Consider the following 22,828-nt stretch of genomic DNA (forward strand, 5'->3'; position numbering starts at 1 on the left):
ATATAATTTGTAACTTGACAAATACCCCTTACCCGTTGCCCAATCGCCAGCAAAATTGCCCGCGGCTAAAGCACTTTTGACTTCATCCAAGCGGCGGGGAGACACAGCAGTTTCTGAGAATTGCGAACGTAAGCCCGCTTCTGGAAAACATCGTAGTGATTGTGTTCGATCGCATTTAAGATCCTGCTGTAGAGCATTGTAGCCGCCCAAACTGTCCAGCGGATATCGGGACTGAGCACTTTAATTCCCGGTTCGGCGCTGGCGTATAATTTGCGAGCTCGCTGAATTTGAAACCGCATCAATTCCCGCCAGCGGTTGTCAATTACACCGTTGAATAAATCTTCTTCGGTGTAGTTAAACAAGGCTAAGTCTTCTAAGGGAATGTAAATGCGGCCGCGGCGGGCGTCTTCTCCCACATCGCGCAGAATATTAGTCAACTGCTTGGCAATCCCGAGGGAGATGGCTTCTTCTTTGGGAATTCTATTCCCCCAGTGCCAATTCCAGTTAGCAGCGGAGCTCGATTCGCCTACACCCATGACAGACATCGACATCAGCCCTACAGTACCCGCTACTCGATAACAGTAAAGATTGAGTTCTTCAAAAGTTTCGTAGCGGCTACGGTACAAGTCCATTTGCTGGCCCGCAATCATCTCTCGAAACGGCCCAATGTCGATCGGGAAACGAGACAGCGTATCCACCAACGCTACGTCGTAGTCGTCGTGAGGATGGCCGGCAAACACAGATTCTAGCCGTTTTTCCCACAGATTGAGGGTTTCAGGGGTCGTTGCCTCAGAACCCGGCCCGTCTACGAGTTCGTCGGTGCGGCGGCACCAGACGTAAATCGCCCAAATCGCCCGACGCTTGGCTTCGGGCATGAGTTGAGTGCCTAAATAAAAATTTTTGGCATAACTCGCCGTGACTTGGCGGCACAGTTCGTAAGAGTCATCCACAGAAGCCAGAGTTCTCATGCACTGGAGTTTTGACAGTTGCAGCATCCGAGAATAAGAAATTTAAAGATTAGAACTGATTTTCCCCCGTTTAGAAAACGGGAGATTCTTTTACGTCTTTATGAAAAATTCTTAATTTTTCATTTGTTATTGGCCGTCGAAATAGCCTGCGCTGTCAGCTTACCAGAAAGCACGGCACCTTCCATACTCGCAAGATAACGCTGCATCGTATAATCCCCCGTTAGATAGAAATTGCTAATGGGAGTTGTTTGTGTGGGACGGCACTGCTGGCGTCCGGGAGTGGCTTTGTAGACGGAACGTGGGGTTTTGACTACGTGATATTTGAGCAGTTTGGCTGGTTCTGGGATTTGATCGGGAAAGAGTTTTTCTAACTCGACCATTGTGGCTGCGACGATATCTTCGTCTGATTTGCCTATCCAGTCTTTTGCCGGTGCTAAAACCAGTTCCAGCATTGATTTGTCTGGGTTGGCATATTCGCGGCAGGTGTTGCTCATGTCGGCGTAGACGCTCAGCAGGGGCGATCGCGAGAACAGCAAATGGTCGATGTCAGTTAATTTGCGATCGAACCACAAGTGTACATTAATGACGGGTACTCCCTCCAAGCCTTCGAGCTGTTTGAAATAATCCATTTCGCCCCAAGGTTTCGGCATCATCAGCTTCAGCGGGTCAACCGGCATCGCGGAAACGTAAATATCGGCCGTCAGAATTTCTGACTCAGCCCCTTTTACACCCCGAATCTGGAACCCGCGCACCGTGTTGTCATCGTTGAGCAAAAACTCCTCGATGGGTGCATTCAGCCGTACTTCACCGCCGCGCTCAGTTATGTAGTCTACCATCGGCTGGCACAACCTCTCTGTGGGGGAACCGTCTAAAAAGGCCATTTTCGAGCCGTTTTTCTCTTGCAAGAAGCGGTTGAGGGCTGTCAGCAGTATGGTTGCAGATATTTCGTGGGGGTCAATGAAGTTGAGCGCCTTGGACATGGCGATGAATACTTCTTTTTCGACTCTGGGGGGGACGTTTTGCTTTTTGAGCCAGTCGGAAAACGAGTATTTGTCCATTGCTTCGACATAGTTTTGACCCTGAAGCATCGCCGGAATCAAACCGATGCCAAAGCGGATTTTTTCGGGCCAGGTGAGCATATCGTTGTTGCTCAGGATGGCTGCGACGCCGTTGAAGGGGGCGGGAAGGTCGGGAAAGTCAAAGCGGGAATAGGTTCCGGGGGTTTCCGGCTGATTGAAAATCATGCTGTGCTGTTTCCATTGCAGCCTGTCTTCGATGTCAAGTTCTTTGAATAGTTGGAGCATATTCGGGTATGCGCCGAAGAAGATGTGGAGGCCGGTTTCATACCAGTCGCCGTCTGCATCTTTCCAGGCGGCTACTTTGCCGCCGAGTACGTCTCGACTTTCTAGGACTATGGGGGTGTGGCCCGCGTCGGTAAGATATTTTGCGCAGGAAAGTCCTGCTAAGCCTGCTCCGGCGATCGCAACTCGCATTTGATACTACTTGGCCTCTGTGTTCGCTTCGGTTTAATTATACTTTACAACTCGTTACATTTTTTTGGGAAATCTGTAGGGACACGGCAGTGCTTGGAGGTGTCGGCTTAGCCCGAAAGTCCGCCAGGGACTTTCAGTCCCTGTCTCATAGCGCAAGTCCTCTGAAAGAGGACTGAAGAATACATTAGTCCTCTTTCAGAGGACTTTTGCTTTGAGGCAGGGGTTTAAACCCCTGCCGGACTAAGCGAACTGCGGGCAATATCGTTATTCAGCATTCAGCGATGTCCTGTTTTAAAAGACGCAATACTTCAGTATTAACGGAAATTTAGCAATTATTGCTATCATAAATTAAGAGCAAATTTTGAGAAATTGCTTAAATTTATGGTACAAACAATTCAAGCTAGAAATATTGCACTGAACGATTGGGAAACCCAATTAAAAATTGAGTGGGTTGAGGATGACCAATTATTTCGCGATTGGCAAGATGATTGAGCAGAAATCAATGATGCTGAAAAACAGCGGCTGGACAGAGTGAAGGCAAGTTACAGGAAAGCGATCGCACTCTTCTGTGAGGGCGATCGCTCAGAGACGCGGTTGTACTTCGTTTAAATAAAAAATCAACAATCAGCTAATTAGAATCCCCAGTTTTAATTAGACAATTGTTCGCAGTGCCGCTAGCCCCCCAAGGTGTAGTGGGTAAAAATAATAGAAAAATCTTTTTTCTAGATGCGTTGGTTTTTGGTCTTTAGAGGTATCGTAGTATGCCAGAACTAGCGGCGCGAATATGGCGAAAATTTGAATCTCGCTGTTGCAACTAATTGCATATCCGATATTTGCTATAGTCCAGCGGAACCACCAAAGGCGAGATCCTTCTCCTTTCCACCTAATCATCAATAGCGGGCAAGCCACTGCATACCAGCCGTAACTCACTCCTAAAATTTGAGCAGTTACTAGACCTGTGCATAAAACTGCAATTTTGCGATCGAAGCGTCGGATATAGCTCAAAGTTAGTGCTGCTACGGCAAAGCTAAACATGATGTTTAACTGTAAATTGCCAAAAAGTAACATATGAGGTATTTGAGAAATTACCCCAAATAATATCAGTCGAGTAATTAGAGGATTTTTGTCCCCCGGTCGTTTCCAATTTTGAGCAAACACCCAACTAAACAACGGAAAACTGAGGCGGCCGACGATACGCATGGGCTCTGCTTCAAGCATAAATCCGATGTGGTCTATTAGCATTAGAACGGCGGCCAACCATTTAATTTGATTTTGATTCATACAATTTATCCTCAAATTATGTTATTAAAACTTCGTTCATTGTACTAATTACTAAATACTTGTTTAAGTTTTAGAGAAAATATATACCTATTTTCGCTTTTTCTGTATTTTTGATAGGCTATAAAGAGCAGTTTCTGGAGGGTTTTTTAAAGATAGATATTTTGTATTTTATCTATCATTTCTGAAAATAGGATTGGTTTTTATTAAAATCCTCAGTACAATTAAATCGACTGTACCCATAATCTATCCTTAAAGCAACACCTAAATTAAAGAGAGGTTGTCCTCTTTAATTTAGGTGTTTAAAAAAATACACGTACAAACACTGTTGTGTACTCCTTAAGGCAGATTTACATTAAATTTATTGATTCGGAGCAAATAATAATTGAGTTAATTTTACTGACATCGATCGCGACTACTACACCGACGACGATGCCTCCGCGGCCTCCGGTGACTGCTCCATCCAGAATTACTGGAGTGAAGAGGGAACAGGCGCTGGCGGTAATTTTTTGTTCGGTACAGGTGCGGTAGAGGGAACAGGCGCTGGTGGTAATTTTTGGCTCGGTACAGGTAAGGAAGTTGGTTGGGGTTGGGGTTGAGGCAGACCGGGAACACGGATATATCTCCAATTACCAGTAAAAAATAGGTACATAACACCAGCAAGCACGACACCGCTAACAACAGCAGCAGTAATTTTCCAAACACTGTAGGGACGCTCGCCTTGAACTTCAGCGGTGCGTGCATTAACCATTACTTGATATCGTTGGTTTTGATAACGATAGGCACACAGCCACACAGGTAGCAAAATATGCTTAAAAGTGATCGCATTGTAATCAGTGGAAATGCTGTGAACTCGCTGCTCGTCGCCACCAATATTCCTGCAAACATCCGAGTGAATAGTACCGGCCATGACATTTTTAGCAGATTCAAATCCTTGAGTGAGAGAAACTTGCGATCGCTGCGCTTCAAACCCTGCTAAATAAGATGAATTGTAAGCGCGCAGCGACTCCTTGAGATGCCAAGGTTCTAAGGCATCCAGACGCGGGCGATCGACTGAAGTTGTAGCCGGAATCAGAATATCATCAAAAGGGCGATCGACTCTGCCAGAAGCAGGCCACCACCTGGTATGCTGCACTTGCCGAGTTTTAGTTTCAGTTTCGCCCTGCGAGTTTGTTTCCGTATAAGTTTCAGTCACGTAGTAGTGTTCTCCGCGAGAACCCTGATAGTAACTAACGGTATAAGTGTCGTAAGTCCAAAACGGCAAATAAACCCCTTGAATTTTCTCCTGTTGCGCTAGGGATTTCAAAGCAGAAGGAGCAAACCAGCGGTTGCTTAGCCACTTCTGAATGCTTTCTCTGGCCTGTTTATCCGTAACTTCAAAAGGAACAATTCCCTCTGGATGCACGCTAGGGCTAGCCTTTGCAGGTTGCGTCACAATTGGCGAAGCACAAAAGGGACATTTACCCGCTACTTTCGGCGGTTCAAAAGTAACACTTGCTCCGCAATCATTGCATTTTACTTCAACGGCTGTTGTTGATAAAGTTGTCAGCGTTGTGCGATCGACTTGGAGATATTGTTCGTAAGAGTTCTCCTTTACCTCTTCAGCAGTTTGGGGAATTGCATCTTCCCAGCCGCAGTAAGCACACTTGAGCTTTCCTGCTTGGGGGTTGAACTCTAAATAAGCCCCGCAGCTAGGACAAGGAAAACGTTTAACAGCAGGTTCAGAAGTATTCATAATGGTTAATTGGTGATGTAATTGCTAATTGGTAATCGGGAAACCATACCAATTACCAATTACCAATTAACTAAATATGCAAAATTTTAGGCGGCGGCTGGCGGGGGAGGCGGCGGTACTGTCGCCAACAAAGATGCTAATTCCGGCACTTGCGATGCTAACTTCCAGCCGTCAAAACCCGCACGCCACACCATTACCTGATGTGTCAAACCATTTTGCACAAGTTGATGCAATTCAAAAGGGCCTACTTGTTGACCGTTTTGGGCAATATACCACTGAGTTTGTATTGGTGGGGGAGGTGGCGGCGGAGTCTGCGATGCTGGCGGCTGCATCATATTTGTCATTTGCTGACCTAGTGCCATTCCCATGCCCAATTCTAATCCTTGATTGCCGCCGCTGGGGTTATTTGCTGATGCTTCTATGGCGTTAGCAGCTTGATATTGGGTATATTGCTGCATATTTCCCAGAAGTCCGATTGAGGCTCGTTTGTCCAGTGCTGCTTCAACTTCTGGAGGCATCGAAATATTTTCAATTAATAGCTGAGTTAACTCTAACCCAAACTGCTGGATACTTGGCTGTATGGCAACTCGCACCTGTTCGCCCATGTGGGTGTAGTTGGCTGCAAAGTCCAGCAGGGGAACGCGGGAACTGCCAACCCAATTGGCAAAGGCACTGACTATTGTATTGCGGAGTTGATCGGTGATTTCATCTACTTGAAATAGTCCGTCAGTGCTGATTAGTTGTTTTAAGAGTTGTTCTGGATGGGAAACTTTAATGTTGTAGGTGCCAAAAGCCCGCATTCGCACTGGGCCGAGTTCTGGATCGCGGATAATTACAGGGTTAGAGGTTCCCCATCTCAGGTTCGTAAATATTTTGGTGTTAAAAAAGTAGACTTCTGCTTTAAAGGGAGAGTTGAAACCGTAGGGCCAACCTTTTAAGGTGCTAAGAACGGGTAAGTTGCGGGTGTACAGTTCGTGCATTCCCGGATTGAAGACATCGGCAACTTGGCCTTCGCTGACAAAGACTGCTATTTGTCCGGGTCGTACAGTTAGTTTAGCACCTTGTTTAATTTCGTTTTGGTGACGCTCAAATCGATAGGCAATGGTGTCGCTGGTATTGTCCAACCATTCGATGATATCGACAAATTCGCCGCGAATCTTGTCAAAGAGTCCCATAGATTTATTTGGGGTTGTTGTTTGATTTTAGCTTCAAGAGGAGCGATCGATGTTCCCGATCGCCATTGTAAAGTTTTTAGGCGCGATCGCTGGGGATGGGCGCGCTCGCCTGCTGCATAGTTACCATCTGGATGAATGCTTTGGAAGACGGGAGTAATTGAATCGGTTAACAGAATGCTTTGGGGATGTTCTTGAAAGTTTTTCACAAAAGTACCGTGGGATTCGGGTAGATGAGTGTGGTCGGGCCAGCCTGTAGGGTTGTTTTCTACATCTAAGGTGAATTTCATAGTTTTATTTGGATTGCAGGTGTTTTTGAGATGGAGAGCAATCGAGCTTTTAATTTAAATTATAACTCATGTAAAATGTTTAATTACTAACTAACTATAGCTCCGTTAGCTATTCAAGTCTGTACTGAAAATTACTCCCGATCAATTCTCTGATTCACCCATTTAATCGCCTGTCATCAATTGTTTGAATTATGAATTTCTTCAAATTAATATTATCCTCTGATAACAACCATTCCGATCGCCATTCGTTCGGATGGATTTTGCCGTATTTTTCGGGTAAGGTGACGCCGTGATAAGCATAGAGGCTGTATCCGTCAGCAAATTGAATGGCGGGCCCTCCTTCGGCGTGGAGGCGGTGTTGACTGTCGAAGGAGAGGATGCGGGGGCGATCGCACACAATACAAGTCTTTTCAAAAGGATAAATCCACCCACAGTTGGCAACTAGCAACTGAAATGCTCTCCATTTAACTGGATCGCGATCGCCGTTTAATACTGAAATATAGAAATCACTTAACGCGCCGCGAGATATCGATGCAAAAAAAAATTTATTGATGTCATTGTGTTGGTGTCTGGCAAACCTATCGAATTTACGCCATCTTTCGTGCCATGTATAAATTCCGGTGATTTGCCTGCGAAAATTGATACAGCTTTCTAAACTGCCAAATGCTGACCACAGCAGCAGGTTAAAATAGTCTACCAATTCTCTTAGAATATATACCTCTGTATTCAGCAGAGAAAAAAAAACTCCTCTTTTCTGGTCACTATTTGAGTCAGCATTTTGTAGGTCAGATCGTGGCCTAAAACTGCGGTTATTTCCTGTTTGATATTTCTCCCACATGGAGATTTTTGGCAGGTTTCAAAAATTGGGATAAAGATGCGATCGAAAGCTGCACGGGGGCTATCACAGATTATGATCTGCGGCTCTTTATAGCCGAGGGCTGCATAGGCACATCTTACTGATTGTGTGGCTTTTTTGCGGTCTATCGGCTCAGTGGAGAGTGCAAGTTTTCGCCATTTTTCTCGATAAACTGGAATCAGGGCTTTTTGTTGCGGGGTCAGTTGTTCGATCATCGTTTTCCTCTAAGTCGGCCAACAATATTTCTCAAGAAGTAATCCTGTCTGCACCGACGCGCGATCGTACTTTAATACTTTGCATAACTCTGGCCTCCTTAAGTTTGTGTGGTATCTCATAGATTTCGCACCCGAACCCGGTTTAATCCAAAACCAATTAATCGCGCTGGAATATTTCGCAAAATTGGTAACTGCAACAAAAGTGGCGGTGTAAACGGTCGATTTGTATCTAATGCGCCTTTAATAATTCGCTCCTGTACAAACGACTGGAATGCTTGAATGATGCGTGTGGGCAACTCCCGCTGTCGCTGCACTTCTGCCAAATCCCACAGATGCACGCCATCGTTTTTCAGGGGGGCGCTGAGTACATTGGCCGCCACGACAGCATCTTGAATAGCATAGTTAATTCCCACACCCCCTACGGGCGACATGACGTGAGCGGCATCCCCAATTAAGAGCAAACCGGGACGATACCAGCGGGGAAGGCGACTCGATTCAACGGACAGAAAAGAAATTTGCGACCAATCTTTTAGTTGCTCGACCCTATGTGCAAATTCTGGTGCTAATTCAGCAACAGATTTTTGCAAAGCTTCTATTCCTGACTCGCGCAATTTCTGATAGCTGCCTTTCAGAATAATGTAACCGAGTTGCCAATAATCCAAGCGGTCAATCATGACTAATAAATGACCTCCAACAGCTCGACCTCCTACCCCGAGCTCTTGGACATCATGGGCACTGCGCGGCAAACGAAACCAAAGGACATCCATCGGCGGGGAAGTTTTAATCGGTTCAAAACCTGCTAATTGGCGCAGGCGGGAAAAGCGACCGTCTGCACCGACAGTGAGGGTCGATCGCACTTCATGCCATCCCCCGCGTCCCCGGTATCGAATTCCGCACACAACCCCATTTTCTACGATCGTTTCTTGTGCATTAGCTCCCATTACTAGCTGAAAACTGGGGTAGCGCTGCGCTTCGGCAGTGATGAATTCGAGAAACTTGACTTGCGGAAGAATAGTGATGTAAGGATACTTGGTTTTGAGACTGGACAAATCTACGAGTGTGGCGGTATTTCCAGCAGCTTGGATGGTGAGTTGGCGCATTTTTGTATGGGGCAATTCCAGCAATTTTTCGGCTATTCCCAATTGCTCCATAATTTCCATTACTGACGGATGCAGCGTATCGCCGCGAAATTCTCGATCGAAATCTTTGTGTAGTTCTAGCAGGATGACTGGAATGTTTTGCCTCGCTAAAAGTAATGCTAAAACAGCACCTGCAGGCCCACCTCCCACAATGCAGCAGTTGGTATGCTGCACGTCAACGATCGAGTGTTCTTGAGAGGATTCTGAATTTTGAACAGAGTTGACAGTCATATTTTTATGTTCCTGTTTGCTCAACAATCCTGCTCGCTGTTTTTAGTTTAGCAAAAGGCAGTAGTTAATCAATTCTCAACTTTTTTTGCTGTCAAAAGATGGACATACACGGCTTTCCCACGTTGACACTCCTACTCCTCAAGCCGATCGCCAATCCACCAGCGGATCGCACCCAGCCAACCGCAGCCGCTTGACCAAAGTGAGGCAATCCCCCCGCAGCCCCCGCTTCTCGACGCGGTACAATAAATGCAATCATACTTAACGCTTATATTGAAAAGGCTACACACAACGCCACAGGAGACAACTGACGCATGGGTAAAGTAGTTGGCATTGACCTCGGAACAACAAACTCAGTAGTAGCCGTCATGGAAGGCGGCAAACCGGTTGTGATTGCCAATGCAGAAGGGATGCGGACAACTCCCTCGGTAGTCGCTTTCACAAAGGAAGGAGAACGCCTGGTGGGACAGATGGCCAGACGCCAGACTGTTCTCAACCCGCAAAACACCTTTTACGCCGTCAAGCGGTACATCGGACGCAAATATACCGAACTGACTCCAGAATCAAAGCGCGTCCCTTACACAACTCGCCGCGACGAAAACGGCAACATCAAAATCAAGTGTCCCCGCCTGAAAAAAGATTTTGCCCCAGAGGAAATTTCGGCGATGGTGTTGCGGAAACTGGCCGATGAAGCCAGCCGCTATCTGGGACAAGAGGTAACGGGGGCTGTAATTACTGTTCCCGCTTATTTCAACGACTCGCAGCGACAGGCGACGCGCGATGCGGGACGAATTGCCGGACTTGATGTCAAGCGGATTTTAAATGAGCCGACGGCGGCTTCTTTGGCTTACGGTTTGGAGAGGCGAGAAAGTCAAACTATTTTAGTGTTTGATTTGGGCGGCGGTACTTTTGATGTGTCGATTTTAGACGTAGGAGACGGAGTATTTGAAGTTAAAGCAACTAGCGGCGACACTCAATTAGGTGGCAATGATTTTGACTCTAAAATTGTTGACTGGTTGGCAGAACAATTCTTAGAAAAAGAAGGAATTGATTTGCGTCGCAACCGCCAAGCTTTGCAGCGCTTGATCGAAGCGGCCGAAAAAGCCAAGATTGAACTGTCGGGAGTCGGTGTCACGGAGATTAATTTGCCGTTTATCGATGCGAATGAAGATGGGCCTTTGCATCTGGAAACGCGGCTGACTCGCGGTCAATTTGAGGGGCTGTGCACAGATTTGGTGCAGCGGCTGCGGCGTCCGGTGAAACAAGCTTTGGCTGATGCAAGTTTGAGTCCTTCTCGCATTGATGAAGTTGTGCTAGTCGGCGGTTCGACTCGCATTCCTTTGGTGCAGGAAGTTGTTCGCAACTTGATCGATCGAGAGCCGAATCAAAATGTGAATCCCGATGAAGTTGTGGCGGTGGGTGCGGCAATTCAAGCGGGTATTTTGGGTGGGGATGTCCGTGATGTGCTGCTGTTGGATGTGACGCCGCTGTCGCTGGGTTTGGAAACTATCGGCGGGGTGATGAAAAAATTGATTCCTCGCAATACTACTATTCCCGTCAGGCGATCGGACATTTTTTCCACTGCTGAAAACAATCAAACTGTGGTAGAAATTCACGTGATCCAAGGGGAACGGGAATTAGGCAGAGATAATAAGTCTTTGGGACGGTTTAAATTAACTGGAATTCCACCGGCACCGCGAGGGATTCCGCAGGTGCAAGTAGCTTTTGATATTGACGCTAACGGGATGCTGTTGGTGACTGCTTTGGACAAAACTACCGGCAGGGAACAAAGCATTACTGTGCAAGGTGCTTCGACGCTGACTCAGCAGGAAGTGAATCAAATGATTCGCGATGCGGAACAGTTTGCTCAAGCTGATAAGTTGCAGCGGGAAAAGGTAGAAAAACGCAATCGCGCTGAAGCTTTAGCTTATCAAGCTGAGCGGCAGTTGCGAGAAGTTGCGCTCGATCGGGGAATGCAGTTTGCTCAAAGAAGCCGCCAGCGAATTGAAACTTTAATTCGCGAATTGCGAGACAGTTTGGAACGCAATGATGAGCGGGGAGTTGACCAAGTTGGTTCGGATTTGCAGGATGCTCTTTACGATTTGAGCCGGGAAGTTTCCGCGTTTGCGATGGATGACGACGATGACGATTTCTTTGAGTCGGTGAAGCGGACTTTTACGGGCGACGGTACCAAGCGGCGCAGCGATGACAGCAGCTATTATACCAATCCTAAGCCGTACAGGCGATCGACTGTCGATCCAATTCCCGATCGCCCATACGATCGATCCTATGATCGCACCGGCGATCGTATGGGCGATCGCATGGGCGATCGCATGGGCGATCGTATGGGCGATCGCATGGGCGATCGTATGGGCGATCGTAGAAGCAGTGCTAATCGCCCCACTCGCCCTTATCAAAATCAAAGCGACGATTGGGATGATGACGACGATTGGCTGTAATTGAAGGAAGAAGGAAGAAGGAAGAGGGAAGAAGGAAGAGGGAAGAAGGAAGAAGGAAAATAGCGGATTTTCAGCAGAGAATGTGTGACGGCTCTTTTCCTAATTCTTCTGGGTTCCTTTCTTTCTCCTCTCCTACACTAGACTTCTTTGAATTAGATAAAGATTACTATGATAACTAAGGAGAAAATTATGTTGTATGACCCATAGAGAACAATACATCTGGCAGCGGGGTATTTATCTTTGTCAACTTTGCTACGAATTAACTAAATCTTTTCATTCCTCGGAAATTTATGGTATTACCAGTCAAATTCGCCGTGCATCTGTATCAGTACCAGCTAACATTGCGGAGGGATATGGGCGAGTTACTAGACAAGAGTATATTCGATATTTGCGAATAGCTCTCGGTTCGCTCAGAGAACTGGATACTCATCTAGTGATTTCTGAAAGAGTAGGGTTAGCAGCACCCGAAAAAATCTCACCAGTTATCAAAGAAGCAGATGAACTCACACGATTAATTGTCAGTACAATCAACAAACTACAAGAATAAAACCTCATCCTTCATCCCTCTTCCCTCATCCTTCTTCCTTCTTTCCTCTTCCCTCATCCTTCTTCCTTCTTCCTTCATCCCTCTTCCCTCATCCTTCTTCCTTCTTCCTTCTTCCTTCTTCCTTCTCAAACTATGCAGAATTTTCGCAATTACTATCTAATTTTGGGAGTGCCCAAAGATGCCACGGCTGATGAGATAAAAAAAGCCTATCGACGGCTAGCCAGACAGTTGCACCCTGACGTAAATCCAGGTGATAAATCTGCTGAAGATAGGTTTAAGGATATTAATGAAGCTTATGATATTCTTTCCGATATCGACAAGCGGGCTCAATACGATCAGTTTAGTAAATTCTGGAAACAAAAGGGATTTCAAGGAAAGCAAGGGGTGCGGCTTCCCAATTTCAAAACTTGGGGAAACAGTAAAACTACCCGCAAAAAACCGGCCGAGGATGTCGATTTTAGTGATTACTCGGATTTTAATAAATTTCTCGACCAAGTGCTCGGAAGACGCCGGGAAGTGAGGATGGCGACAGCGAATGATACAGCGGGAGTAGCCTCCTCTGAACCGTGGAGTACGGCTTCTAAGAAAACGAGTTATGTTGCTAATTCTCGCCCACCTAGAAGGGATTTCGACGATCGCGAAATGCGACGAGAAACAGACGATCGCGAAATGCGACGGGAAACAGACGATCGCGAAATGCGACGGGAAACAGTTGATCGAGAAATGCGACGGGAGATAGTCGATCGCGAAATCAGAAGGGATATAGCCGATCGCGAAATGCGACGGGAAATTAGAGAAACAGTCGATCGCGAAACGAGAAGAGACATTGAGGCCAGGCTAACTCTACCTTTGGAAAGGGCTTATTCGGGCGGTACCGAGCGAATTCGTCTGGAAGATGGGCGAGCGATCGAGGTAAATCTGCCACCTGCTATGGTATCAGGCCAGCGAATTCGCTTGCGAAATCAAGGTATTGGCGGCGGAGATTTATATTTGAAAATCACGGTTTCTCTCCATCCATTTTTTCGATTGGAAATGTCGGATGTTTGCTGCGAATTGCCACTGACTCCCAGCGAAGCGGTGTTAGGCGGAGATATTGAAGTACCGACGCTGGACGGCTTGGTAAAGATGAAATTGCCACCGGGAGTAACGTCTGGAAAGCGGTTGCGGCTGGCTAACAAGGGATATCCAACAGGAAATGGCGATCGGGGCGATCAGCTAGTAGAAATTCAGGTGTTAATTCCCAAAGAAATTAGTGAAGAGGAACGGGAATTATACGAAAAGTTGCGGCAGGTTGAGTCTTTTAAACCGCGTCAAGATTTGTCGGTTTAATGTAAGGTGCGCGATGCACACCGGAGACCTTGTTGGTATAATGTAATAGGGTGCGCCTCCCGCACCTGAAGCCTTAACTATTACAAATTTACCCATTACCTATATGTTCACATTTATCAATCCTAAGACGGATTTTGCCTTCAAAAAAATCTTCGGTTCTGAAAATAGCAAAGACATTCTAATTAGTTTTTTGAATGCTTTGCTGTATGACAGTCAGCCCACCATCGAAAGTTTACAAATTTTCGATCCTTATTCAGCTCCGCGAATTCGAGGTCTCAAGGATACTTACTTAGATGTGAAAGCTAAGTTAAATGACGGCACATCAGTAATTATCGAGATGCAGGTTTTGAACGTAGAGGCTTTTGAAAAGCGGATTTTGTACAATGCAGCTAAAGCTTATTCCACGCAATTAGAAACAGCAGAACAATATGTACTGTTGAATCCAGTGATTGCTTTGACAATTACTGATTTTGAAATGTTCGAGGATTTCAGTAAAGTAATTTCGCGGTTTGTTCTTAAGGAAAGAGAGTTCTTGAGTGACTATCTGAGTTACGATATTGAATTGGTATTTGTCGAGTTACCTAAGTTCAAAAAAGGTCTGAATGAGTTAGAAACCTTGACGGACAAGTGGCTTTATTTCCTCAAAACAGCTAGAGATTTAAATGCAGTACCTGAGACAATGGAAGCTGTGCCAGAAATTAACAAAGCCTTTGCAATAGCAAGTAAAGCTAATTTAAATCGTGATGAGTTAGAGGATTTGGAAAGACAGGAAGTTTATATCCAAGATCGGCGAGGTGCAATCTCTAAAGCAGTGCGAATCGGAACAGAAAAAGGCAGAAAAGAAGGCAGAGAAGAAGGCAGAGAAGAAGGAATCAAAACAGGACAAATAGCACTAATTATTCGTCTGTTGGAACGTCGTGTAGGTGCTGTCACTCCCGAAGTTCAAACTCAAATCGGGGAATTGTCGATCGACCAATTGGAAAACTTAGGAGAAGCCTTGTTAAATTTTAACGACATATCAGATTTAACAGCTTGGCTGCAAACACAAGATTTACCCGCCCAATAGCCGATCGCACTTTCAGCAATCCTGAATCGCATAAGTAAAATTACTGTTGTGATTATTCCTGAACTAGCAGAGAATTAACAATAAGGTAATTTTCCCACAATCAGGAGCAGTCTGCAGCGATGACTCAAATGCCCCCTCAATGCAACAATCTGCAAGAGCAAGTTGATTCTTTAGTGCAACTGCTGCGTCAGGAATCTTCTTTGCGACAACAAGATATCACGGCGGTACAAGCTTCTCTGAAAAAGGCAATTTCTCCTGAGTTTGAAATTGTGTTTGCTGGCGCTTTCAGTGCGGGAAAATCGATGCTGATTAATGCTTTGCTGGAGCGGGAATTGCTCTACAGTGCTGAAGGACACGCGACAGGTACGGAATGTTATATCGCCTTTGCTGAGCCGGAACAAGAGCGCGTTGTTCTAACTTTTTTGAGCGAGTTTGAGATTAGCCAGCAAGCTTCTGTGCTTTGCCATCAGTTAGGTTTAACTACTGAACTTAATATTAATCAAACAGATGTAGTGTCGCTGTTGTCTCAGGGATGTAACATAATTATTGAAACGGAAGGCGGCGAAAATAAATCCGAGGTAGCAAAAAAAGCTAAGGCTTTGATGCTGCTGTTAGAAGGTTTTGAGGCAAATCGCGATCGCATCCAAACTCTCGAAAACGCTACCTACTCGATGGAACAGTTTAACTTTTCCAATCTCAAGGAAGCTGCTAGTTATGCCCGTCGCGGTAGCAACAGTGCTGTACTCAAGCGAGTTGAATATTACTGTTATCATCCCTTGCTACAAGATGGCAATATTATTATCGATACGCCGGGAATTGATGCGCCGGTGCAACGGGATGCAGAATTGACTTATGATAAGATTGAAAGCCCGGATACTTCGGCGGTTGTCTGCGTTTTGAAAGCGGCTTCGTCTGGGGAAATGACGACGGAGGAAACCGAGTTGATGGAAAAAACACGGGGAAATCCGGGAATTCGCGATCGACTGTTTTACATTTTCAACCGCATCGACGAAACTTGGTACAACACGCAACTGCGACAGCGCTTAGAAAATTTGATTAATTCTGACTTTCGCGATACTGCGAGAGTTTACAAAACTAGCGGATTGTTGGGATTTTACGGGAGTTTGATTCGAGGGACAACAGGGCGCGATCGCTTTGGTTTAAATACAATCTTTGCCAGCAGTCAAGGGGGAGTTTCTGGAGATGATAAATTAGATTCAGAGTTTCTCGGTAATAGTGAAGAAACACCGCAATTTGTCAGCGAGTTTAACCGATACTGTGCGAATTCGGGCAAGCTATCTCCGAGCAAATTTCGCATTTCAGTTAACAGCTACGAAACACCCAATGAAAACTACGTGCGGATTCTTGCAGAGCAAGGACAACCATTAATTGCTCAATTAATTCAAGATAGCGGTATCGAAGATTTTCGCACAGCCATCACCCGTTACCTCACAGAAGAAAAACGCCCGCAACTGTTCAAAAATTTAGCCGACGACTTGGAAGACTTGTGCATTCAACTGCGGAAACATTACCAAACAATTCAGCGGAATTTGGACAGCCAGCCCCGCGAAATTGAAGCAATGAAAGCACAGGAACTTTTGCGGCTAAATCAAGAATTGCAGCAAGTCGGACAGGATTTTCGGGAACATATCGCCGAAGAAGTCAATGAAATGATTATGAATAAATGCGATATTTTCGATACAGACTTTCGGCAACTGCAATCTCGCATGATCCGGCGCTTGGATGAATTGTTAGACGGATTTTCTGTTGAGGCGGCTTACGGACGCACTTTGCGGAATCATCCCCGCAATGCGACAGCACCTTTAATTGCTGTTTTAGTTGAGGCACTTTACTATTTAGCGAATCAGTTGGAAGATATTTTAGTAGAGGCTACTAAGTCACTGGTTGATAATTATTTCCAGTATTTGAAAGACAGTGTTCGCAAGTCGGAATACTATCGATTACTTTATCGGTTGTTGGGGAACGACGGGGGAATTGAACAGCAGTTAGAGGATTTATCAAAGCGGGTTTCTGATGCTTTGGTAAATGCGGCGGGCGTTGAGTGCGATCGCTACGTGCGAGAAAGTCCCCGTTTTTACGACGAAGGCACATTTTCGATTTATCAATTCCGGGAAACATTGCAGCAAACTTCCCAAGGTTTCGACTGCGAAAACATGGTGGACGCCCAACCGGCAATTCGGCAATTATTGCGGCTAGATTTCGAGCCGAAAGTATCTAGAACTATTCGGCAAACTTTCCGCCAAACTGTCAACCAAACCCTGAAAGAGCATTTGTTGCCGCTGGCCCAAAATCAAGCTGATGATATTTTGCAGAAATACAGTCAAGCCCGCGATTATTTAGAGCAAACTTTGGCACAGGAAGCGGAGGAGAAAATTGCCCGCAACCAGCGGCTGCAAGCTGAGAATGAAGAAAAGATCAAAGAGTACGATCGGGCGGTTTCTGGGATTAATAGTTGTTTGCAGGCGATGAAGTTGCACGAGCATTTGTTGCCTGTAATTGGACAAAATGATGGTGTTTCGGTGGATGGTGAATGATGATCGGAAATCCGGCGATTGGAAATCGCGGCTACAAAGACAAAACCCGCCGACGCGGGTTGAAGACATTCTCTTAGTCCGCGTCGGCGGACTTCGTTTGTGTAGACGCGAATTCTATTCGCGGGGATTCTTGCCAAAAATGAGGCAATACCCGATAATCGTTAATAGAGTATTTTGAAAAAATCAACAATCAATATGCAAGAACATATTTTTCTAGAAAATTACGGAAATGATGATGTTTTTTCCTTTCAATCAACGATATTTAAAGTAGGTAGGCTTAGAGAAATAATGAGCTCGTCAGTTGTTCCTCGGCTAGAATCTGCACTTCAGGAGTTATGTAAGACTCCAGGATTGCAAATAAATACCAGTCAATATAATCCGCAGAGTAGAAATAGCTGGCAACAACAATGGTTTCGCGACGGGATAAACTGTGAAGCCTTAAAAATTGGGGCTCAAGGCTGGCAAAAAGGTAAAGTTAAAATCAGAGTCATTCTGGAATTTTGCCCAGACGAACCAGAAGTTGAAGAAACACCAGAAAACAACGAGTCAGAAACTAGCCTACCAGAATCCCCCCTTGATGATTTGCGCCGCCAACTTCTCAATCAAGAAAACTCGCCCAGCTAATCCATCAAACATCTGCGTTCATTCGCGTTCATCTGCGGTTAAAATACATCATGACTAAAACCCCTAGAATCCCCATTCCACCAGAAGTCAGAAAATACGTATTTACTCGCAATAAATACCAGTGCCAAAGCTGCGGCCAAACCAAACTAGAAACCCAACTGTCGATCGATCATATCATCCCCCTAGCGCGCGGCGGCAGCAACGACATCAGCAACTTGCAAACCCTCTGCGGCACCTGCAACCAAAAGAAAACAGACAAACTAGACCCGCGCTTCAGGCGACACTTTGACCTTTGATATTTAACAGTATAATAAAATCAGCAATTTAAGCTTGAAATTGCTAACCTCTGTTCGATCGCACTTTTAATCCCTAGCTTGGATAACTGCAATGCTGACAAAAACAGTTGACGTGCAAGAAGCACAGACAAATTTAAAAGAGTTATTATCTCTAGCACTTAAAGGCATAGAGGTTGTTCTCACAGAAGGCGGCATTCCCCTTGTCCGTTTAGCGCCCATTGCATCCCCAACTAAGCAGCGTACAGCAGGATTGCACGCAGGAGCAATCTGGACAAGTAATGATTTTGATGAACCGTTACCAGACGAATTTTGGACAGGGAATCTATGAAATTACTGCTGGATACTCATACATTCATTTGGTGGGATAGTTCCCCCCAAAAGCTTTCACCAAAGGCTTTGGCATTGTGCCAAAACCCAGAAAATATTTTGCTTTTAAGCATGGGCAGCATTTGGGAAATGCAAATCAAGCTCCAACTGGGGAAGCTGAGTCTCAATCTGCCTTTACCAGAACTTATAGAAAGTCAGCAACAGACTAATAATATAGAAGTCTTACCTATTAATTTAACTCATCTTTTCACCTTGGATAGCCTACCCAACCATCACAAAGATCCGTTCGATAGGCTGTTAATTTCTCAAGCGATTGTAGAAGACGCTGTGCTGGTGAGTGGCGATTCCATACTAGCGAACTATCCAGTAAAAATAGAGTGGTAAGTCTACCATCGATAATACCGATAAGGATCGTCCCCCTTCTCAAAATCCGCCTTGTAATCCCAGTGATAAAAATCCCGACTCCCACCGTTAAAAATATCTCCATCCGCCTTAAAACTCGCCCCTAAATTAGCCAAAATCTGAGCATTTGCCCTGGTTTGCCGCCAGCGAGTAAAACGCAAATAAGTCTTAGTATCAGCATTCAAACTGTCCGGTTCTATCTGAGAGAAAATCGCCACACCCTTGCCAACTTTTACCCGACTTAACAAACCGTCAGCACCGATTTCTCCCCCAGACTTAATCAACCAAGTATCATAAAAAGAGCGCGATCGCAAATCTGAAGCGCTAACCCCCTTCACCTCATCCCAACTCGGAACCGCCAGCGAACCCCCGAACTCCTGCGCTTGCTGCAAACCCACACCCAAACCCGCAGCAGGCACTTGACGCGGCAAGAAAAACGCCTTCCCGCCAGCATTCAAATAACCGCGCAAATCTGCATCTTTCAGATTCGCTTCTCTCCCCACAATGACCAAAGCAACATCATTAGAAAGCGAACTACCGCGCTGATAAATTACCCCCAAACTGTCCAACTTTTGGGCATCTCCATCTCCCCCAATTAAAACCACTTTATCCGGTTTTCCAAGTACCGGAGAATTCATCCCGTAACTCACAATTTGTTGCACTAACTGCGCCGCCCCAGCATCTACAGAATAATGGTCTTCCAAATCCAACTCGTTTAAAATCAGCCGCCCTTTTCCGTAATCCAATTCCATCAGCGGCGAATAAGCTAAATCAAACTCAGATTCCAAAATGGGACGCCAACCGCTGCGGTGCGGTTTCTCAATAGAAGCGCTACTGACACCGCCGCGATTTCCCCAACGCCAGCCGTACCAAGGTTTATTTGCCGGACTCAAATTAGGGCCAGTTTTGATCGTATCTGGATAAGCTTCAACCAGCGTGCTTTCCCCCACCCAATCCCGCAAATCTTCACTGTCTAAACCGCTAATTGCCGGATGGTTGCTGTCAACTGGATAAGCGCGGCGGCTGACGTGGGCAGCAACCCGGAAACCCGTATTTTGCAGCCATTCCCTGGGCTGAGGAAACACAATTGCTTTGCCACCGTTTCGGACAAAAATTTCTAAACTTCCCGGCAATTTTTCCCCGCTAGAAAACGCTTCCCTACCGATAATTAATAGCGATGAAACTTGCGAACCATTCCACGGTACAAGCTGATAACCTAACTGTTTTAACATAGCCGAGGTTTTGCCCGCTGGATCGAAGATTGTCAGCGTATCTTTGCTTTTGGCTTGCTTGGGAAAAACCCGGAAAGCAAATGTATCAGAATGCGATCGCTCGCCCACCCGCGCAGTCAAGCGTATTTCGCCGTCAGCCTTGCTAGAAACGGTATTTGGCAAATTTACGTCTATTGGGAAAAATAGCGTACCTGCCGGAGCAATTATCCCTTTGTTATCGCCTTTTTTTACTTCTTTCCCCCCCACCACAACTCGCCACTCAAACGAAAATTCTTGCGCCGCCCGCGTATCGTTAATTAACACTACTTGCTTGGCCAGTTTTCCGCCCACAAACAAATTGTGATCTTTCGCAGTAAAAACCGGGCTAGCACCAGCAATCCAAGCCAAAGTCGAGCTATTATTATTCATAATTGCCTCGCCCCCAGGATGAACAGTGTAAGCTTCGGGCTGCAAATAATTCAAAAGATTATTCGAGACTTGCTTCAAATAAACTCCACGGCGACCGGGTTGAAATGCCCCAATATCCACCTTTTTTCTGCCCGCTTCGGAAACTTCCCAACCATGCCCGTCATTCCAAGGAATCATCCCCCCAGACATTCCCAAAGTCCGCCAACTCCGCCAAGTATTGGTACTGAATAACTGCTGCAACTTTTGAAAAGCTGGTGCAAAATCCAACTCTTTTTTAAAATGCCAGCTTTGATACTCCTGACCCCTGACAAACTGCTCGCGAATTTTAGATTTATAAGCGGCCGTTTCCAACTCGTAAGCCTGCTTGCCCAAATAAATTGCCGTAAACTCAGTCATCCAAGGTTCGCTGAGAATCGCCTGACCGAAACCTTTGCGTGCCCGCATCATCGTTGCGTGCAAAGGAGTCCCAAACTCGACTGCCATGTAGGGGCTTTCGCCAGTTTTACTCCACTCAGAAATCCACTCTTCCCGTTCTTGCAAGGGAATCATATTTAAATAAGAATTTAGCGCATAAACATCGCCGAAGTTGGCGCCTTGGTGTACCATCACACGTCTGGTTGGGTCTGCCGATTTAATCGCAGCTATAGCGTCATTTCCTAGGGGAGTGTTGGCCCGCAAACGCTGGTTTTCCGAGGAACCGAGAGTTCCTTCTACTTTGCTTTTGCCGATGCGACGCGGATTTAGGTCGTCAGCGTTGCCGAAAAAATTAGGACTTGTCGCCCACATTAATACTGATGGATGATTGCGGTAGCGACGCATTTCAGTCACCATTCGGTCTTTCCAGCGGTTTTTCCATAGGGGATTCCTCCACTTGCCGTTCCAAGCAATAGGACTAATGTCTAAAGCGGGAGCCATAATGGGAAAACCTTTGAGGTCTGCTCTTTCGGAAAATAACTCTCGGAAGTGCCACTTACCCCGTTCGTCGTGATTCCAAGGCCACATTTCTGTTATGTTAAAACCGGCTTTGACATAGCTGTCAATTAGGCTATCAGCAACTTCTAATGTCCCGCCTTGCCAAGACTCGGAGTGCAAGATGGGTCGCAGCCGCAATTCGGTTCCGTTTAAGAAAAATTTGCGACCTTCTATCCAAAATTCGCGGAAGCCAAAAGGTTGGTGGTATTGCGTGTCTATGCCGCTGCCTTTTACTTCTAATTGCAGGGTGTAAAGGTTTGGTTGCCCGACATCCCAAAGACGGGGCTTTTGCCAATTCCACTGAACTTGTAGGGTTTGAATGGGTTTAGCTTGAACCTTGGCATTTGCGGTGAATTTTTGTTGTACTTTGCCTTTTTCGTCGAGCATTTCCGCGATTAATTCAACTTGACCGTTTTGGGTAACGTCTTTGAGTTCTACATCTAATTTAACTTGCTTTTTTCGGGTGGAAGTTTGGACGAATACGTCGCTAATCAGCGGGCCGGGGGAAAGGCTCAGAAGTCGTACCTCGCCGATGATTCCCCGCGATTGCAACTGGGATTTTTCTGTGTAGATTTCTGTGGGGCCCATGATGACGGCTTTTTCCTTTTCATCGGATACTGCCACCACTAAAATAGATAGGGTGTTTTGACCTGGTTTTGCTACTTTGGTAATTTCAATAGTGCCGTAGGGCCAGGGGATTTCACCGCAGTTAATGCCGTTGACAAAGATGACTGCATCGGTGCTGACTCTGGCTAAGTCGAGAAAAATTCGGCGGTTTGTCCAGTCGCCGGGAATGTCTATATTTCTCTGATACCAAGCTTTTGATAGTTGTTTACTGTTGAAGTTTTCCCAATCTTTGCCACTGCCGCGAGTGATGATTCCGGGTACGGATTCGTTGTTTTCTTTTTGCCAGTCTCCGGGTACTTGGATGGAACCCCAACTTGGGGAGACGGGGGGGTTTTGGGGGTTGCCAACGGCGGGGACAAATTGCCAAGTTCCGTTGAGATAGATTTGCGATCGTTTGTTGTCGATCGCCCCGGCGGCCAGGGTGGTAAGATTGGGGAAGCCGATCGATATCGCACAGTTGCTGGCGAAGTTGGGATTTTGCAGCGCGTAACCGACGAATCCAAAGAGGATGGCGGCTGCGAAAAATAACCCAATAATTTTTGCCAGCTTGTCATTCACTAGCTTATTGCTCCCAAAAATTAGATAATCTAATTTGTCCCTGGATCTATGA

General features: G+C 45.9%; 19 protein-coding genes and 1 pseudogene. 9 read left to right on the forward strand and 11 right to left on the reverse strand.

Annotated features, from left to right (window positions below; all coding sequences use genetic code 11):
• Window positions 1–65 precede the first annotated feature (65 nt).
• The 9 genes and pseudogenes from crtB to QUB77_RS27285 form a co-directional block, all read right to left on the reverse strand.
• Window positions 66–995: a 15-cis-phytoene synthase CrtB gene (gene crtB / locus QUB77_RS27245; protein ID WP_333179476.1), complete on the reverse strand. Its 930-nt coding sequence runs from the start codon at window positions 993–995 to the stop codon at window positions 66–68.
• A 92-nt stretch (window positions 996–1,087) separates the two neighbouring features.
• A complete protein-coding gene (gene pds / locus QUB77_RS27250; RefSeq protein WP_333179479.1) occupies window positions 1,088–2,461 on the reverse strand; it encodes a 15-cis-phytoene desaturase in 1,374 nt (457 codons plus the stop codon).
• Window positions 2,462–3,112: 651 nt separating this feature from the next.
• Window positions 3,113–3,742: a TraX family protein gene (locus QUB77_RS27255; protein WP_333179481.1), complete on the reverse strand. Its 630-nt coding sequence runs from the start codon at window positions 3,740–3,742 to the stop codon at window positions 3,113–3,115.
• A gap of 466 nt (window positions 3,743–4,208) precedes the next feature.
• Entirely contained in the window at window positions 4,209–5,474 is a 1,266-nt protein-coding gene (locus QUB77_RS27260; RefSeq protein WP_333179482.1) for a hypothetical protein, read from the reverse strand.
• A gap of 86 nt (window positions 5,475–5,560) precedes the next feature.
• Entirely contained in the window at window positions 5,561–6,649 is a 1,089-nt protein-coding gene (locus QUB77_RS27265; RefSeq protein WP_333179485.1) for an SPFH domain-containing protein, read from the reverse strand.
• Between the two features lie 104 nt (window positions 6,650–6,753).
• Window positions 6,754–6,936: pseudogene (locus QUB77_RS27270) on the reverse strand (Uma2 family endonuclease); the annotation flags it as partial.
• Between the two features lie 154 nt (window positions 6,937–7,090).
• Entirely contained in the window at window positions 7,091–7,636 is a 546-nt protein-coding gene (locus QUB77_RS27275) for a DUF6745 domain-containing protein (protein WP_333179493.1), read from the reverse strand.
• Between the two features lie 487 nt (window positions 7,637–8,123).
• Window positions 8,124–9,377: an FAD-dependent oxidoreductase gene (locus QUB77_RS27280; RefSeq protein ID WP_333179495.1), complete on the reverse strand. Its 1,254-nt coding sequence runs from the start codon at window positions 9,375–9,377 to the stop codon at window positions 8,124–8,126.
• A 91-nt stretch (window positions 9,378–9,468) separates the two neighbouring features.
• A complete protein-coding gene (locus QUB77_RS27285; RefSeq protein WP_333179498.1) occupies window positions 9,469–9,633 on the reverse strand; it encodes a hypothetical protein in 165 nt (54 codons plus the stop codon).
• 55 nt (window positions 9,634–9,688) lie between these two features.
• Between QUB77_RS27285 and dnaK the strand changes: the two genes are divergently transcribed.
• On the forward strand, window positions 9,689–11,833 hold the full coding sequence (gene dnaK, locus QUB77_RS27290; RefSeq protein WP_333179501.1) for a molecular chaperone DnaK: 2,145 nt from the start codon (window positions 9,689–9,691) through the stop codon (window positions 11,831–11,833).
• A gap of 196 nt (window positions 11,834–12,029) precedes the next feature.
• Entirely contained in the window at window positions 12,030–12,380 is a 351-nt protein-coding gene (locus QUB77_RS27295) for a four helix bundle protein (RefSeq protein WP_333179504.1), read from the forward strand.
• Here the strand turns inward: QUB77_RS27295 and QUB77_RS27300 are convergent.
• Entirely contained in the window at window positions 12,369–12,509 is a 141-nt protein-coding gene (locus QUB77_RS27300) for a hypothetical protein (protein ID WP_333179507.1), read from the reverse strand. The two genes, QUB77_RS27295 and QUB77_RS27300, sit on opposite strands and share 12 nt — an antisense overlap.
• Window positions 12,510–12,512: 3 nt before the next feature.
• On the opposite strand from QUB77_RS27300, the gene QUB77_RS27305 reads away from it, so the two are divergent.
• From QUB77_RS27305 to QUB77_RS27335, 7 genes are all read left to right on the forward strand, one after another.
• Window positions 12,513–13,709 carry a DnaJ C-terminal domain-containing protein gene (locus QUB77_RS27305; RefSeq protein ID WP_333179509.1) on the forward strand — a complete coding sequence of 399 codons (1,197 nt, stop codon included), beginning with the start codon at window positions 12,513–12,515 and terminating at the stop codon, window positions 13,707–13,709.
• Between the two features lie 103 nt (window positions 13,710–13,812).
• Entirely contained in the window at window positions 13,813–14,775 is a 963-nt protein-coding gene (locus QUB77_RS27310; protein ID WP_333179512.1) for an Rpn family recombination-promoting nuclease/putative transposase, read from the forward strand.
• 119 nt (window positions 14,776–14,894) lie between these two features.
• On the forward strand, window positions 14,895–17,330 hold the full coding sequence (locus QUB77_RS27315) for a dynamin-like GTPase family protein (protein WP_333179515.1): 2,436 nt from the start codon (window positions 14,895–14,897) through the stop codon (window positions 17,328–17,330).
• A 195-nt stretch (window positions 17,331–17,525) separates the two neighbouring features.
• A complete protein-coding gene (locus tag QUB77_RS27320) occupies window positions 17,526–17,954 on the forward strand; it encodes a KGK domain-containing protein (protein ID WP_333179517.1) in 429 nt (142 codons plus the stop codon).
• 50 nt (window positions 17,955–18,004) lie between these two features.
• Entirely contained in the window at window positions 18,005–18,250 is a 246-nt protein-coding gene (locus tag QUB77_RS27325) for an HNH endonuclease (protein WP_333179519.1), read from the forward strand.
• 91 nt (window positions 18,251–18,341) lie between these two features.
• Window positions 18,342–18,578 (forward strand): type II toxin-antitoxin system Phd/YefM family antitoxin, encoded by a 237-nt coding sequence (locus tag QUB77_RS27330; RefSeq protein ID WP_172186585.1) that lies wholly within the window; start codon window positions 18,342–18,344, stop codon window positions 18,576–18,578.
• Window positions 18,575–18,961 (forward strand): type II toxin-antitoxin system VapC family toxin, encoded by a 387-nt coding sequence (locus tag QUB77_RS27335; protein ID WP_333179521.1) that lies wholly within the window; start codon window positions 18,575–18,577, stop codon window positions 18,959–18,961. The genes QUB77_RS27330 and QUB77_RS27335 overlap by 4 nt, the downstream gene beginning before the upstream one ends.
• Window positions 18,962–18,963: 2 nt before the next feature.
• Here QUB77_RS27335 and QUB77_RS27340 read toward each other — a convergent pair whose 3' ends face one another.
• Complete coding sequence (locus QUB77_RS27340) at window positions 18,964–22,776, reverse strand: sugar-binding domain-containing protein (protein WP_333179524.1); 3,813 nt, start codon at window positions 22,774–22,776, stop codon at window positions 18,964–18,966.
• Window positions 22,777–22,828 lie beyond the last annotated feature (52 nt).

This window comes from Microcoleus sp. AT9b-C3, from assembly GCF_036705485.1.
GTDB lineage: Bacteria > Cyanobacteriota > Cyanobacteriia > Cyanobacteriales > Microcoleaceae > Microcoleus.

Bases quoted from the DNA above. Each gene is read 5' to 3' on its own strand.
- QUB77_RS27295 (WP_333179504.1), top strand. From the start codon at position 12,030: ATGACCCATAGAGAACAATACATCTGGCAGCGGGGTATTTATCTTTGT.
- QUB77_RS27310 (WP_333179512.1), top strand. From the start codon at position 13,813: ATGTTCACATTTATCAATCCTAAGACGGATTTTGCCTTCAAAAAAATC.
- dnaK (WP_333179501.1), top strand. From the start codon at position 9,689: ATGGGTAAAGTAGTTGGCATTGACCTCGGAACAACAAACTCAGTAGTA.
- crtB (WP_333179476.1), bottom strand. From the start codon at position 995: ATGCTGCAACTGTCAAAACTCCAGTGCATGAGAACTCTGGCTTCTGTG.
- QUB77_RS27260 (WP_333179482.1), bottom strand. From the start codon at position 5,474: ATGAATACTTCTGAACCTGCTGTTAAACGTTTTCCTTGTCCTAGCTGC.
- QUB77_RS27320 (WP_333179517.1), top strand. From the start codon at position 17,526: ATGCAAGAACATATTTTTCTAGAAAATTACGGAAATGATGATGTTTTT.
- QUB77_RS27305 (WP_333179509.1), top strand. From the start codon at position 12,513: ATGCAGAATTTTCGCAATTACTATCTAATTTTGGGAGTGCCCAAAGAT.
- QUB77_RS27335 (WP_333179521.1), top strand. From the start codon at position 18,575: ATGAAATTACTGCTGGATACTCATACATTCATTTGGTGGGATAGTTCC.
- QUB77_RS27285 (WP_333179498.1), bottom strand. From the start codon at position 9,633: ATGATTGCATTTATTGTACCGCGTCGAGAAGCGGGGGCTGCGGGGGGA.
- pds (WP_333179479.1), bottom strand. From the start codon at position 2,461: ATGCGAGTTGCGATCGCCGGAGCAGGCTTAGCAGGACTTTCCTGCGCA.
- QUB77_RS27280 (WP_333179495.1), bottom strand. From the start codon at position 9,377: ATGACTGTCAACTCTGTTCAAAATTCAGAATCCTCTCAAGAACACTCG.
- QUB77_RS27255 (WP_333179481.1), bottom strand. From the start codon at position 3,742: ATGAATCAAAATCAAATTAAATGGTTGGCCGCCGTTCTAATGCTAATA.
- QUB77_RS27330 (WP_172186585.1), top strand. From the start codon at position 18,342: ATGCTGACAAAAACAGTTGACGTGCAAGAAGCACAGACAAATTTAAAA.
- QUB77_RS27325 (WP_333179519.1), top strand. From the start codon at position 18,005: ATGACTAAAACCCCTAGAATCCCCATTCCACCAGAAGTCAGAAAATAC.
- QUB77_RS27315 (WP_333179515.1), top strand. From the start codon at position 14,895: ATGACTCAAATGCCCCCTCAATGCAACAATCTGCAAGAGCAAGTTGAT.
- QUB77_RS27265 (WP_333179485.1), bottom strand. From the start codon at position 6,649: ATGGGACTCTTTGACAAGATTCGCGGCGAATTTGTCGATATCATCGAA.